Annotated in this window: 11 protein-coding genes and 1 pseudogene; 9 read left to right on the top strand and 3 right to left on the bottom strand. The window is 63.9% G+C overall.

Going from position 1 to position 14,507, the window contains the following annotated elements; genetic code table 11:
* Positions 1 to 20: 20 nt before the first annotated feature.
* On the bottom strand, positions 21 to 1,205 hold the full coding sequence (locus tag LQ249_RS20370; RefSeq protein WP_232565849.1) for an ABC transporter substrate-binding protein: 1,185 nt from the start codon (positions 1,203 to 1,205) through the stop codon (positions 21 to 23).
* A gap of 279 nt (positions 1,206 to 1,484) precedes the next feature.
* Between LQ249_RS20370 and LQ249_RS20365 the strand changes: the two genes are divergently transcribed.
* The 3 genes and pseudogenes from LQ249_RS20365 to LQ249_RS20350 all read left to right on the top strand — a co-directional run.
* A complete protein-coding gene (locus tag LQ249_RS20365; protein WP_232565848.1) occupies positions 1,485 to 2,747 on the top strand; it encodes a HAMP domain-containing sensor histidine kinase in 1,263 nt (420 codons plus the stop codon).
* A complete protein-coding gene (locus LQ249_RS20360; protein ID WP_017847484.1) occupies positions 2,744 to 3,370 on the top strand; it encodes a response regulator transcription factor in 627 nt (208 codons plus the stop codon). Before LQ249_RS20365 ends, LQ249_RS20360 begins: the two co-directional genes overlap by 4 nt.
* Before the next feature lie 334 nt (positions 3,371 to 3,704).
* Positions 3,705 to 3,791, top strand: a pseudogene (locus LQ249_RS20350) (outer membrane lipoprotein carrier protein LolA); the annotation flags it as partial.
* 457 nt (positions 3,792 to 4,248) lie between these two features.
* Here the strand turns inward: LQ249_RS20350 and LQ249_RS20335 are convergent.
* Both LQ249_RS20335 and exaA read right to left on the bottom strand, forming a co-directional pair.
* Positions 4,249 to 4,896, bottom strand: coding sequence for a pentapeptide repeat-containing protein (locus tag LQ249_RS20335; protein ID WP_046382814.1), 648 nt, complete (start codon positions 4,894 to 4,896; stop codon positions 4,249 to 4,251).
* Positions 4,897 to 4,974: 78 nt separating this feature from the next.
* Entirely contained in the window at positions 4,975 to 6,882 is a 1,908-nt protein-coding gene (gene exaA, locus LQ249_RS20330) for a quinoprotein ethanol dehydrogenase (protein ID WP_079444253.1), read from the bottom strand.
* A gap of 255 nt (positions 6,883 to 7,137) precedes the next feature.
* On the opposite strand from exaA, the gene pedF reads away from it, so the two are divergent.
* The 6 genes from pedF (at position 7,138) to exaC (ending at position 13,751) form a co-directional block, all read left to right on the top strand.
* Positions 7,138 to 7,599: a cytochrome c-550 PedF gene (gene pedF, locus LQ249_RS20325; protein WP_017847481.1), complete on the top strand. Its 462-nt coding sequence runs from the start codon at positions 7,138 to 7,140 to the stop codon at positions 7,597 to 7,599.
* 3 nt (positions 7,600 to 7,602) lie between these two features.
* On the top strand, positions 7,603 to 8,478 hold the full coding sequence (locus LQ249_RS20320; protein WP_079444252.1) for a substrate-binding periplasmic protein: 876 nt from the start codon (positions 7,603 to 7,605) through the stop codon (positions 8,476 to 8,478).
* A 9-nt stretch (positions 8,479 to 8,487) separates the two neighbouring features.
* Positions 8,488 to 9,249 carry a quinoprotein dehydrogenase-associated SoxYZ-like carrier gene (locus LQ249_RS20315; protein WP_057004484.1) on the top strand — a complete coding sequence of 254 codons (762 nt, stop codon included), beginning with the start codon at positions 8,488 to 8,490 and terminating at the stop codon, positions 9,247 to 9,249.
* 16 nt (positions 9,250 to 9,265) lie between these two features.
* Positions 9,266 to 10,198 carry a quinoprotein relay system zinc metallohydrolase 1 gene (locus LQ249_RS20310; RefSeq protein WP_017847478.1) on the top strand — a complete coding sequence of 311 codons (933 nt, stop codon included), beginning with the start codon at positions 9,266 to 9,268 and terminating at the stop codon, positions 10,196 to 10,198.
* Between the two features lie 135 nt (positions 10,199 to 10,333).
* Positions 10,334 to 12,109, top strand: a complete 1,776-nt coding sequence (locus LQ249_RS20305; protein ID WP_046382819.1) for a PQQ-dependent methanol/ethanol family dehydrogenase — start codon at positions 10,334 to 10,336, stop codon at positions 12,107 to 12,109.
* Between the two features lie 121 nt (positions 12,110 to 12,230).
* Entirely contained in the window at positions 12,231 to 13,751 is a 1,521-nt protein-coding gene (gene exaC / locus LQ249_RS20300; protein WP_017847476.1) for an acetaldehyde dehydrogenase ExaC, read from the top strand.
* The last annotated feature ends 756 nt before the right edge of the window (positions 13,752 to 14,507 follow it).

Below are 14,507 nucleotides of genomic sequence, written 5' to 3'. Positions count from 1 at the left end.
TATTGTGAGTAGGGGAGCGATCAAGGGAAGCGGCAGGTCACCTCGGGTTTGTCGTAGCCCAGGCTGTCCATTTCGTTGAAAGGATGCAGGAAACCGTCCTGGGGCGAGGTGCTCACAAGCGCGCGGGGTTGCACGATGGGGATCGGTTGGCGCAGCTCGCCGTTCCACGGGCGATAGCTGAGCTTGCGGCCCTTGAAGCCGTCCAGCGGCAGTTGCTCGCTGATCTCCAGTTGGCGGATGGTCATGGGGTCGACCTGGCGCAGCTTGTTCACCGCACTGGCAACGCTGCGCACGGCCATCCAGGCGGCGAAGTCGCGGTCGTTCATCCAGCGCCCGGCCAGGGCTTCGAAGCGTTTTTGCAGTTGCGCGGCGCCGTAGGTTTCGACGGTCTTGTGCCAGCCGGTGGGCGTCAGGCCCTGGGTGCCGGCGACGGGGCGCGGGTACCAGGTCTGGTAGGGCACGTACTCGCCGAAGTCGCCGCGCTCGTCCGCCACCAGCACCACGTCGTATTCGGCGGTCTGGGTGAACAGCGGCATGTCTGCCTGGGCGCTGCGGCGTTGGTCGTTATCGAAGCGCCAGGCTTTCTCCGCCACCAGATGCACGCCGAAGCGCTTGGCGGCGCGGCGCAGGGCGGCGGCGTAGGCCTGGTCATCCTCGGTGGGGCCGACGATCAGCAGCGCCTTCTGCCATTTGCGCACCACCAGAAATTGCGCCAGGGCATCGGCGAGCATGGCGCGGCTGGGCAGCGTGTGCAGCACGTTGCCCAGGCAGTCGGTGCTGCGCAGGCTGTCATCGGGGCTGCCGGCGTTGAACAGCAGGCTGTCGGGCAGGGCCGCGCTGAGCTGGCGCAGGCTGGCGGCGGGGGCGTTGACCACGAACAGGCGCAGGCCCTGGTCGTGCTGGGCCTGGGCGGCGGTGAGCAGGGCGTCGGGGCTGTCCACCGTGGCGCTGGTCAGGCTGTAGCGTTGGTTGAGAAAGGCGCCGGTGCTGTTGCTGTCGATGATCGCCAGTTCCGCACCGCGTTGCCCGGCGTCGGTGGGCTCGGGGATCACATTCGACAGCAGCGGCCCAGGGTCGGGCCGATAGCCCAGGTAGCCGATCTGCACCGCCAACGGCGCCTCGGCGGCCTGGCTGGCAGTGGCCACCCCGACGGCGCAGGCAATCGCCAGCAGGTAGAGCACGGCGTAGGGGGCGAGCTGGCGCATAAGGCACTCCATGTCAGGTAGCGCCAGCATAGGAAGCCTTATGTCTGCTGCAAATATGCAGAAAGTACCGCTGAGCCAGTACCAAGGTAGTAGCCCCGCGCAGGTGGCGCGGTCTTAGCATGGGTTACCCCCACCGTGTCCATCCGGGAGATGAACGATCATGCAAATCCTCAAGGCGCTGCTTTTGCCGTTCCTGCTGATCGTGAGCCTGATCGGCGTCGACAAGCTGCACGCACCACGCCCGGCGCTGAGCGTGCCCGCCAGCGTGGCGCACTAGGTATGTCGGCACTGTGGCGCATCAACCTGTGGGTGTGCGGTTTCTTCGCCTTGGTCACCTGCGCCTGCACCGCGCTGTTGCTGCATCAGGCCCTGACGGATGTGGAGCGTGAGCTGCAATCGGCCGAAGCGGTGGTGCATTACCTCAGCGCAACCGCCGAGCGCGACCCGGCCAGCCTGCAACCGCATCTCACCGCCAGCCTGCGCCATGTGCGCGTGCATTGGCTGGCCCCCGACGAGACTTTGCCGGCGCCGCTACCGTCCGGCCTGGACGCCAGGCTCGGGCGCCTGCTGTTTGCCGAGGCGCGGCGCAGTGCCCAGGTGCTGGACCTGCCGGACGGCCGCCGCGTGTCCATCGCCGTCGACCCGCGGGATGAGATCGATGAAGTCTGGGACTCCCTGCAACAACTGTTGAGCCTGTGCGCCCTGGCCCTGGCGCTGAGCCTGCTGACCATCCGCTGGGCGGTGCGCCGTGGCATGGGCGTACTCGACGAACTGCTGCGCGCCTTGCAACAGGTGTGCGCCGGCCAGCTCAATGTGCGCCTGCGCAGCGCAGGATCACCCGAAGCGCGGCAACTGGCGCTGCATTTCAACCGCATGACCGACGCCCTGGAGCAGGCGCACACCGACAATACCCAACTGACCCAAACCCTGATGGCGGTGCAAGAGCAGGAGCGCAACCACCTGGCCCAGACCCTGCATGATGACCTCGGCCAATACCTGGCCGGTATTCGCGCCCAGGCCTGTTTGCTGCGCCTGGTCACCGATCAGCCACAGTTGCTGGCGCGCACGGTGGCGCAACTGGAAGATCACTGCGATCACTTGCAGCAAGGCTTTCGCGCACTGGTCCACGACCTGTACCCGGTGGCCCTGCAGCACCTGCCGCTGGCCGAGGCGTTCGCGATGCTGGTGACGCAGTGGCAGGCCAGCCATGGCATCGATTGCCGGCTGCGGGTCAGCGCGGACCTGCCGGCGTTGTCCGGGGCGAGCAAGACGCACCTCTATCGCCTGCTGCAGGAAGCCCTGACCAATATCGTGCGGCATGCCGATGCCAGCCAGGTGCGCGTGCGCCTGCATCGTCACGGTTCGCGCCTGCGCCTGTGGGTGCGCGATAACGGCTGCGGCGCGCAAACGCCGCAGCGTCCCGGCGTCGGCCTGTATTCGATGTACGAACGCGCGCGCTGCCTGGGCGGCGAACTGACAATCCTCAGCCACCCCGGCGCCGGTTGGGCGCTGGCGTTGAACATGCCATTGGAGGCCTCATGAATATTCTGTTGGTGGACGACCATGCGGTGGTGCGCCAAGGCTATGCCAGCCTGTTGCGTGCACTGTTGCCGGCCATCGAAGTGCGCGAAGCGGCCAGCGGCGAAGAGGCCTTGAGCCGGGTCCAGGAAGCACTGCCGCATTTGGTGATCATGGACTTCGGCCTGCCCGGCATCAGCGGCCTGGAAACCACGCGCCGCCTGCGCCAGCGCCTGCCGCAACTGCGCGTGCTGTTCTTCAGCATGCACGACGAACTGCCGCTGGTGCGCCAGGCCCTGGAAGCCGGCGCCTCGGGCTACCTGACCAAAAGCTCGGCGCCCGAGGTGCTGATCGAAGCAGTGCGGCGCGTCCTCGACGGCCACGCCTATATCGAACAGTCCCTCGCCACCCAACTGGCCTACACGCCAAGCGACCAACGCTTGCAAGGCATGACACCGCGTGAGCTGGAGATTTTCCTGATGCTGGCCAGAGGCACGCCGACCCGAGTGATTGCCGACCAGTTGAATATCAGCAGCAAGACCGTGTCCAACCACCTGACCCTGCTCAAGAGCAAATTGCAGGTCAGTTCCCATGCCGAACTGGTCCACCTGGGAATCGACCTCGGCGTGGTGCGCGTAGCGGGCTGATCCCCCCATGTACCCCTGTTACCACTGTAGGAGCGAGCTTGCTCGCGAAAACCGTCAACGATAACGCGAAAAACCAGACCCCCCGCAGCGGTCCCGGGTTTTTCGCGAGCAAGCTCGCTCCTACAAAAGTTACCGCTCAGTGCCCATGCCTAGCGCGGGCACCTAGCCCTCACTGTAGGAGCGAGCTTGCTCGCGAAAACCGTCAACGATAACGCGAAAAACCAGACCCCCCGCGGCGGTCCCGGGTTTTTCGCGAGCAAGCTCGCTCCTACAAAAGTTACCGGTCAGTGCCCATGCCTAGCGCGGGCACCTAGACCCCACTGTAGGAGCGAGCTTGCTCGCGAAAACCGTCAACAATAACGCGGAAAACCTGACCCCCCGCGGCGCTCTCGGGTTTTTCGCGAGCAAGCTCGCTCCTACAAAAGTTATCGGTCAGTGCACATGCCTGGCGGGGCACCTAGACCCGTCTGTAGGAGCGAGCTTGCTCGCGAAGACCGTCAACGATAACGCGGAAAACCTGACCCCCCGCGGCGCTCTCGGGTTTTTCGCGAGCAAGCTCGCTCCTACAAAAGTTACCGGTCCGTGCCCATGCCTAGCGGGGCACCTAGACCCGACTGTAGGAGCGAGCTTGCTCGCGAAAACCGTCAACGATAACGCGGAAAACCAGACCCCCGCGGCGGTCTCGGGTTTTTCGCGAGCAAGCTCGCTCCTACAAAAGTTACCGATCAGTGCCCATGCCTAGCGCGGGCACCTAGACCCCACTGTAGGAGCGAGCTTGCTCGCGAAGACCGTCAACGATAACGCGAAAAACCTGACCCCCCGCGGCGGTCTCGGGTTTTTCGCGAGCAAGCTCGCTCCTACATTCAAATGGCGGTGTGCTAACGATTCCAGGTGGTGGGGCAGTCCTTGCAGCCTTCCATGTTGGCATCCTGGAAGTTCGCATAGTGCTGGCGACTGCCCGTGAGGGTGGCCTGTTCCAGGTTGCTCTCACCGAACTTGGCCTCTTGCAAATTAGCATCGCTCAGATCCGCCCCTCGCAGGTCGGCCTTGCTCAGCCAGGTCATTTCCAGGTCGGCGGCGCGCAGGTTGGCCTTGTGCATTTTTGCCCCGGACAGCCGCGCGAATTGCAGGTAGGCCGCGCTCAGGTTGGCGTTTTCAAACTGCGCTCCCTGGGCGAACAGGCCCCAACCCTGGATCGCCATCAGCGTGGCGCCGGTGAAATCGGCCAGGCGCAGGTTGCTTTGTTGCAGGCTGGCGCGGGTCAGGTTGGCGCCCTGCAACTGGGCTTTTTCCAGGTTGGCCAGGTCGAGGTTGGCGTGGCGCAAGTCCGCATCGCGCAGGTCGGCGCCGGCCAGGTTCATTTTGCTGAGGTCCTGGTTGCTCAGGTTGGCGCCCCTGAGGTTGGCGCCGGGGCATTGGCTGTGTTCGGCGAGGGTGCAGCCGTTGATGACCAGCGGGGTGTCGTCGCCGTCGTCGGCGTGGGCCAGGGGCAGGGCGAGCAGGAGTAACAAGGGCAGATAGTTCATCTTGGAACCTCCAGACGAAGCAACCCCGTAACGTAGCAGCTGTCGAGCGCCAGCTGCTACGACGGGGCTGGGGACGGGTTATTTTTGGGCGGTCTTGTTATCCCAGCTCGGGATCTTGAACACCCAGAACGACCCACCCTGTGCCACCGGCTTGGTCAGCTCGGCCATGTCGCCGCCCCACAACGGCACCGCGCCGCCATAGCCGACGGTGACGCCGATGTACTGCTCGCCATCCTGTTCCCAGGTGATCGGCGGCGAGACGATGCCGCTGCCGGTCTGGAACTTCCACAGCTCCTTGCCGGTTTTCGCGTCGAAGGCCTTGAAGAAACCGTCGCCGGTGCCGGTGAACACCAGGTTGCCCTTGGTCGCCAGTACGCCGGCCCACAGTGGCAGGGCTTCCTTGTGCTCCCACACCACCTTGCCGGTGGTCGGGTTCATCGCCCGCAGTGTGCCGACGTGGTCGTCATACATGCGCTTGATACGGAAACCCATGCCCAGGTACGCCGAGCCCTTCTTGTAGTTGACCTCTTCGGTCCAGTATTCCTCTTTCCATTGGTTGCCCGGGATGTAGAACAGGCCGGTGTCCTGGCTGTAGGCCATGGGGTTCCAGTTCTTGCCGCCGAGGAACGGTGGCGAGACTTCCACCGGCTTGCCCTTGGTTTCACCGGGCAGCGGTTTGGCCGGACGCTGGCCCGGGTTTTCCACCGGACGACCGGTCTTCAGGTCGATATGGCTGGCCCAGGTGATGTTGTCGACGAACGGGAAGGCGTTCTGCAGCTTGCCGTTATTGCGGTCGACCACGTAGAAGAACCCGTTGCGGTCGGCGTGACCGGTGGCCTTGACCACTTTGCCATCCTTGTCCTTGTAGTCGAACAGCACCAGCTCGTTGTTGCCGGAGAAGTCCCAGGCATCGTTCGGGGTGTGCTGGTAGAACCATTTCACTTCGCCGGTGCTCGGGTCGACACCGACCTGGCCCGAGGTGTAGAGGCTGTCGAAATCGTGCGGGTTGCCGTCCTTGGACGTGCGCGCCCAGGTGTTCCACGGGCCGGGGTTGCCGGCGCCGACGATGATGGTGTTGGTCTCGGCATCGAAACTCGCGCTCTGCCAAGGTGCGCCGCCGCCGTGGCTCCAGGCCTCGACCTTGCCGGTTTCGGTGGTCGGGTCATCCGGCCACGACGGCGCTTTGACGTCGCCGGTCGGGGTGCTGTCCTTGCCGTTCAGGCGGCCCATGTGGCCTTCGACGAACGGGCGCATCCACACTTCTTCGCCGGTGTCCGGGTCGCGCGCATACAGCTGGCCGACCACGCCGAACTCATCGCCGGAGCTGCCATGGATCAGCAGCACCTTGCCGCTGACCTTGTCTTTGATCAGCACCGGGGCGCCGGTCATGGTGTAACCGGCGGCGTGGTCGCCGAACTTCTTGTTCCACACCACTTTGCCGGTGTTCTTGTCGAGGGCGATCAGGCGCGCGTCGAGGGTGCCGAAGTAGATCTTGTCGCCGAAGATCGCCGCGCCGCGGTTGACCACGTCACAGCACGGGCGGATGTTTTCGGGCAGGCGGTGGTTGTAGGTCCACAGGCGTTTGCCGGTCTTCGCGTCGAGGGCGAACACGCGGGAGTAGGAGCCGGTGACGTAGACCACGCCGTCGCTGACGATGGCCTGGGATTCCTGGCCGCGCTGCTTCTCATCGCCGAACGAGTACGACCAGGCCGGGGTGAGCTTGAACACGTTCTTGTCGTTGACCTGGGCCAGCGGGCTCCAGCGCTGGGCGTTGGTGCCCATGCCGTATTGCAGTACGTCCTTGGTGCTCAGGTGGTCGTTGGCGATGTCTTCCCAGGTGACGTTGCGCGTCGCCTTTGCGGTGGACGGCGCGGCAGGGTCGGCGGCGGCGAAGCTGGCCGCACTCAAGGACAGGCTGCCGACCAGCAGGAAAGCCTGCACGGCAAGGCTCAGCGGCGAACGGGCGGGTAGCGATCTTATTATCATGGTTGCAGTTCCCAGTGGAGGTTTTGGCCTGCACAGGGTGGAGCGCCAGGGCGCTGCGCGGATACGGAAAAAGTCCCGCTGTTGCCGGGAAGACTTCCCGAAGCGCCGCTGTTTTAGGCGTGCCCCACAAGCCCTACTACCAAGGGAGGACAAGCCGGCCACCAAAGCAGCATACGGCCTATGCCCCAGGGTTTCTAAGATGGTTGCCATAACCTCTGCAATGAGGTTTTGCGTGCAATCCTGAGGGCAAAAATAATGACAACAAAACGCAATGCCTTGCTCGTCGCCGGGCTGTTGGCCGGTGTGATCGGTGCAGGCTCGGCCTGGGCCCACGGCAACGTGGTCCCGCAAGCAGTGGAAACCAAGGGCCTGACCTCGATCAAGGACGCCGGCGTGCCGGTCGACGAGGACGGCTGGGCGGCAGTGAACCCTTACCGCACGTCGCCTGAACACGACCGAGCCCTGGAAATCGGTTCGTCCGCCTACAATCAGAACTGCGCCGCCTGCCACGGCCTGGAAGCCAAGTCCGGCGGCATCGCCCCCGACTTGCGCATGCTGGATGTGGGCGAGGCCGGTGATGAGTGGTTTGTGCAGCGCGTGCGTCACGGCGCGGTGCGCGACGGCCGGGTATATATGCCGAAAATGGCCGATTACCTGAGCCAGGAAGCCTTGTGGGCGGTACGCACCTACCTGGACAGCGTTCACGTCGAGGAGTAAGCCATGCGCCTGTTCGCTTATGTGCTCGGCCTGGCCCTGCTGTGTTGCCAGACGGCACAGGCGCAGGTGCGCAGCTATGACCAGATGATCGCCGCCGGTGAGTTGAAAGTGGCGGTGTACAAGGACTTTGCCCCCTACAGTTTCGAAGACGGTGCCACCCCGCGCGGGGTCGACGTGGAGCTGGCCGAGGCCCTGGCCAAGGCGCTGGGGGTGCAGCTCAAATTGATCTGGGCGCCGGCCGGAGAAAAACTCGACGACGACCTGCGCGACTACATCTGGCGCGGCAGCCAGTTGCATAACCAGCAACTGGCCGACCTGATGATGCGCGCACCCTACGACCACGACTACGCGCAAAGGCGTAACGATCAGGGCGAACTGGAAAACGGCCATGTGGTGATGTTCGGGCCGTACCAGAACGAACAATGGCAGGTGGCCTACGACCGCCGCCGCCTGGACAAGGTCGCCAGCGTGGCGGTGTTCGAGGAGCACCCGATCGGCGTCGAAGTCGACAGCGTGCCGTCGTTCTACCTGACCTCGGTGTTCAACGGCATGCTCGCCCGCCAGACCCATCACTACCCCGGTGTACCCCAGGCGTTCGCGGCGATGAAGGCCGGTGAAGTCGACGCGGTGATGGCGATGCGCGGCGAGATCGACTGGCAGGTGCATCAAGCACGCGATCCGCAACTGGCCCTGGCGCAAAACGCTTACCCGAACATGGGCCGGCAGCGCTGGGAGATCGGCATGGCGGTACACGAAAGCAATCGTCAGTTGGCCTATGCGGTGGAAGAGGCGCTGGAAGGCCTGATCCGCGACGGTTCGCTGCAAACCATCTACAGCCATTACGGCCTGCAGTACGAAGTGCCCGAAATGTACCAATAGGAGCAGGCGATGAACTGGCGACTGAACTGCATGTTGGCCTGCTGGTTACCGTTGGCGGCCCACGCCGCGGCGGTCGAACCGGGCACGGACCCGGTGCCGTCGGTGATGTGGGCGTTCTACCACAAGCAGTTGTTGGCCGATGCGCCGTTCGTGTTCGATGAGCGGGTCAAGCTGCTGGCGCCGCCGTTCGCCGAAGATGCGCGCCAGGTGCCCCTGGAAATCGACGCGCGGGCGTTCAAGGGGCACGTGGTAAAGATCCTCGCCTGGGCCGAACTCAACCCGTTGCCCAGGATTGTCGATTTTCAGCCCAAGGCCGGGGTGTTGCCCTGGCTGTCGATCCGTATCCGCATCGAACAGGCCACGCCCCTGCGTGCGGCGGTGCTCACCGATGACGGGCTGTGGCACGTCGGCTCGACCCTGATCGACGCGGCCGGCGGCGGCTGCACCGCGCCCAGCGTGGTCCGCACCCAGCCGGGTTGGGAAGAGCATATCGGCGAAGTCCTCGGCGGGCGTTACCCACGCGGCGAATTCAGCCGGGTACGCGTGCAGGTGGCGCACCCGATGGATAACGGCATGGTCAGCGGCATCCCCGAGTTCTATCTCAACCACGCGCAACTGCGTGGCCAGGACGGCCAGGTGCTGGCCGAGCTGGTGCTGTTCCCGGCGGTCAGCGAAAACCCCAACCTGGCCTTTGACATCGACGCACCCGGGCCGACGCGCCTGGTGCTGCGCGACAACAGCGGCAATGAATTCGACGCAGCCATTCCCTGACCAGAAGGAGCGCGGCATGCGCTGGATTCTATTGTTGTGCCTGAGCTTGAGCCTGCCCGCCGTGGCCGACCTCGACTACGCCCTCAAGCCACGACTGATCGCCGACGACACCTGGCTGCTGGAAGGCAGCACCGACAATTTCGCCAAGGACAACGGCGGCAATATCGTCAATACCGCGTTCATCGTCACCGAGGCCGGCGTGGTGGTGATCGACACCGGGCCGTCGCGGCGCTACGGCGAAGCCCTGCGCCGGGCGATCGCCAGCGTCACCGACAAACCGGTGATCCAGGTGCTGCTGACCCACCACCACCCCGACCATGCGCTGGGCAACCAGGCCTTCAAGGACGTGCCCATCGGCGCCCTGGCCGGCACCACGCGCCTGCTGCATGAGCAGGGCGACGGCATGGCGGAGAACCTCTACCGCATGGTCGGCGACTGGATGCGCGGCACCGAAGTGCAATTGCCCACGCAAGTGCTCGAACCCGGTGTGCTCAGCTTTGGCCGCCACGACCTGCGCCTGCTTGCGCTGACCGGCCACACCGACGCCGACCTGGCCATCCTCGACCAGACTACCGGCGTGCTGTTTGCCGGCGACCTGGTGTTCTACCAACGCGCCCTCACCACCCCCAACAGCCCCGGGCTGGCGGCGTGGCTGGCGGACATCGACACCCTGCAGGCCTTGCCCTGGACCCTGGTCGTGCCCGGCCATGGCCCGGTGGCCAACGATGCACAGCCGTTCGCGCAGATGCGCGACTACCTGACCTGGCTCGACCAACTGCTGCGCGACGGCGCCGCCCACGGCAGCGACATGGCCGAGATGATCCGCAGCCCCATCCCCGAGCGCTTCGCCGCGATCAACCTGAGCCGCTATGAACTGATCCGTAGCGTCAGCCACCTGTACCCGCGTTACGAGCGCGAGCAGATGCAGCGCGTGGATTCGGCGCGCTGACGGACCGGACCCGCTACTAAGGAACTAGCAATCTCGATACTGCGGTCAATTGTGACAACCGCCCCTGCGCCCAAGAATCTGTACCAGACCGGGAAAATTTCCCAGGTATAACAAAAAACCGCAGAGGTAGCCGTCATGACCCAACCCGCACGCCGCCAACCCTTCGCCTTGAGTGTGTTGCTCGGTGCCATTCTGTTATCCGGCCAGGCCATGGCGGCCGTGACCGATCAGGAGATTCTCCAGGACCCGAAAAACCCCGGGCAGATCGTCACCAACGGTCTGGGCGTCCAAGGCCAGCGCTATAGCCCGCTCGATACCCTGAATGTGGACAACGTCAAGGACCTGCGCCCGGTCTGGGCGTTCTCCTTTGGCGGCGAGAAACAGCGCGGCCAGCAGGCGCAGCCGATGATCAAGGACGGGGTGATGTACCTCACCGGGTCCTACTCGCGGGTGTTCGCGGTGGACGCACGCACCGGCAAGAAGCTCTGGCAGTACGATGCGCGTCTGCCCGATGACATCCGCCCGTGCTGTGACGTGATCAACCGCGGCGTGGCGCTGTACGGCGACCTGGTGTTCTTCGGCACCCTCGACGCCAAGCTGGTGGCCCTGAACAAAGACACCGGCAAAGTGGTGTGGAGCAAGAAAGTCGCCGACCACAAGGAAGGCTACTCGATCAGCGCCGCGCCCCTGGTGATCAACGGCAAGCTGATTACCGGCGTGGCCGGCGGCGAATTCGGCGTGGTGGGCAAGATCGAAGCCTACGACCCGAAAAACGGTGACCTGCTGTGGACCCGTCCGACTGTCGAAGGTCACATGGGCTACGTCTACAAGGACGGTAAAGCCGTGGAAAACGGCATTTCCGGCGGCGAGGCGGGCAAGACCTGGCCTGGCGACTTGTGGAAAACCGGCGGCGCGGCACCGTGGCTGGGCGGCTACTACGACCCGGAAACCAACCTGCTGCTGTTCGGCACCGGCAACCCGGCACCGTGGAACTCGCACCTGCGCCCTGGCGACAACCTCTACTCGTCCTCGCGTCTGGCGCTGAACCCGGATGACGGCACCATCAAGTGGCACTTCCAGACCACGCCCCATGACGGCTGGGACTACGACGGCGTGAACGAACTGGTCTCCTTCAACTACACCGAAGGCGGCAAAGAGATCAAAGCGGCGGCCACCGCCGACCGTAACGGTTTCTTCTACGTGCTCGACCGCACCAACGGCAAGTTCATCCGCGGCTTCCCGTTCGTCGACAAGATCACCTGGGCCACCGGCCTGGATAAAGACGGTCGGCCAATCTACAACGAAGCCAGCCGCCCAGGCGCGCCAGGCAGCGAAGCCAAGGGCACCTCGGTGTTCGTCGCTCCGGCGTTCCTCGGCGCGAAGAACTGGATGCCGATGGCCTATAACCGCGACACCGGGTTGTTCTACGTGCCGTCCAACGAATGGGGCATGGACATGTGGAACGAAGGCATCACCTACAAAAAAGGTGCGGCGTTCCTCGGTGCGGGCTTCACCATCAAGCCGTTGAACGAAGACTACATCGGCGTGCTGCGCGCCATCGACCCGAAAACCGGCAAGGAAGTCTGGCGCCACAAGAACTTCGCGCCGCTGTGGGGCGGGGTCCTGACCACCAAGGGCAACCTGGTGTTCACCGGTACGCCGGAAGGCTTCCTGCAGGCCTTCAACGCCAAGACCGGCGAGAAGGTCTGGGAATTCCAGACCGGCTCCGGCGTGCTCGGCTCGCCTGTGACCTGGGAAATGGACGGCGAACAGTACGTCTCGGTGCTCTCCGGCTGGGGCGGCGCGGTGCCGTTGTGGGGCGGTGAAGTGGCCAAACGCATCAAGGACTTCAACCAGGGCGGCATGCTCTGGACCTTCAAATTGCCTAAAGAACTGGTCGCCAAACACTGAATCTACGACCAAATGACAAGAGCCCTCCTGCCAACGGCGCATTCGCCCGGCAGCGGGGGTTCTTTACTATCGGGTCATCGCCTGTTGACCGACAGGCCCGGACCCAGACAGAGGCTTTAACATGATCTACGCACAACCTGGCACCCCTGGCGCCATCGTCAGCTTCAAGTCACGCTACGGCAACTTCATCGGCGGCGAATTCGTCGCGCCGATCAGCGGTGAATACTTCACCAACACCTCGCCGGTGACCGGTGAAGTGATCGCCGAATTCCCGCGTTCCAACGCCGCCGACATCGACAAGGCCCTCGACGCGGCCCACGCCGCCGCCGACGCCTGGGGCAAGACCTCGGCCCAGGATCGCGCCCTGGTGCTGCTGAAAATCGCCGACCGCATCGAACAGAACCTCGAAGTGCTGGCCGTCACCGAAAGCTGGGACAACGGCAAAGCCGTGCGTGAAACCCTCAACGCCGACGTGCCGCTGGCCGCCGACCACTTCCGTTACTTCGCCGGCTGCATCCGCGCCCAGGAAGGCGGCGCCGCCGAGATCAACGAACACACCGCCGCCTACCACTTCCACGAGCCGCTGGGTGTGGTCGGGCAGATCATTCCGTGGAACTTCCCACTGCTGATGGCCGCCTGGAAACTCGCCCCGGCCCTGGCCGCCGGTAACTGCATCGTGCTCAAGCCGGCCGAGCAGACGCCGCTGTCGATCATGGTGTTTGCCGAGCTGATCAACGACCTGCTGCCCGCGGGCGTGCTGAACATCGTCCAGGGCTTTGGCCGTGAAGCCGGCGAAGCGCTGGCCACCAGCAAGCGCATCGCCAAAATCGCCTTTACCGGCTCTACCCCAATCGGCGCGCACATCATGCATTGCGCGGCCGAGAACATCATTCCGTCGACCGTGGAGCTGGGCGGCAAGTCGCCGAACATCTTCTTCGAAGACATCATGAATGCAGAGCCGCAGTTCATCGAGAAAGCCGCCGAAGGCCTGGTGCTGGCGTTCTTCAACCAGGGCGAAGTGTGTACCTGCCCGTCGCGGGCGCTGGTGCAGGAGTCGATCTACGACGACTTCATGAAAGTGGTGATGAAAAAGATCGTCAAGATCAAGCGCGGCAACCCGCTGGACACCGAAACCATGGTCGGCGCCCAGGCGTCCGAGCAGCAATACGACAAGATCCTGTCCTACCTCAAAATCGCCCAGGAAGAGGGCGCCGAACTGCTCACCGGCGGCGCGGCCGAGCGTTTGGAGGGTGACCTGTCCAGCGGTTACTACATCCAGCCGACCCTGCTCAAGGGCCATAACAAAATGCGCGTGTTCCAGGAAGAAATCTTCGGCCCGGTGGTGGGTATCACCACCTTCAAGGACGAAGCCGAAGCCCTGGCCATTGCCAACGACAGCGAGTTCGGCCTGGGTGCCGGCCTGTGGACCCGCGACATCAACCGCGCCTACCGCATGGGCCGGGCGATCAAGGCCGGCCGCGTGTGGACCAACTGCTACCACCTGTACCCGGCGCACGCCGCGTTTGGCGGCTACAAAAAGTCCGGCGTGGGGCGTGAGAACCACAAGATGATGCTCGATCACTACCAACAGACCAAGAACCTGCTGGTGAGCTACGACATCAACCCACTGGGCTTCTTCTAGCCCCGACTTGAAATACAACCCAATGTGGGAGGGGGCTTGCCCCCGATAGCGGTGGATCAGTCAGGCATGTATTGGCTGACACACTGCCATCGGGGGCAAGCCCCCTCCCACATTTTGATCGGCGTACACCCGTTTCGGCACAACAAGAGGGCTTTGCCTGTTGGATCACTACCCAACCCCCTGGGCAACCCCGACTGTATTGGCTGACAAGCCGCCATCGGGGGCAAGCCCCCTCCCACATGTTGATCGGCGTACACCCGTTTCGGCACAGCAAGAGGGCTTTGCCTGTTGGATCACTACCCGCAGACCAACCCCCTGGGCCTCTTCTAACCCCGACTTGAAATGCAACCAACTGTGGGAATGCAAGTCAGGCATGTCTTGGCTGAGGGGGCAAGCCCCCTCCCACATGTTGATCGGCGTACACCCGTTTCGGCACAGCAAGAGGGCTTTGCCTGTTGGATCACTACCCGCAGACCAACCCCCTGGGCCTCTTCTAACCCCGACTTGAAATGCAACCAACTGTGGGAGGGGGCTTGGATCTGACAGCAAGAGGCTTTGCATCACTACCCGCAGACCAACCCCTGGCATGTCTTGCCCCTGGCTGACAAGCCGCCATCGGGGGCAAGCCCCCTCCCACATTTTGATCGGCGTACATCTGCTACCAAGGCATGCTTCAGGCTCGTTCGAAAGTAGCATTCGCACCCCCATCCCCCCATGCATTAATGCCATTACCGGAATCTTCCGGCACAACAAGAG

Source organism: Pseudomonas sp. 7-41 (genome assembly GCF_021233075.1).
GTDB lineage: Bacteria > Pseudomonadota > Gammaproteobacteria > Pseudomonadales > Pseudomonadaceae > Aquipseudomonas > Aquipseudomonas veronii.
The sequence above is the reverse complement of the archived record's forward strand: the minus strand, read 5'-3'. Positions and strand labels throughout refer to the sequence as shown.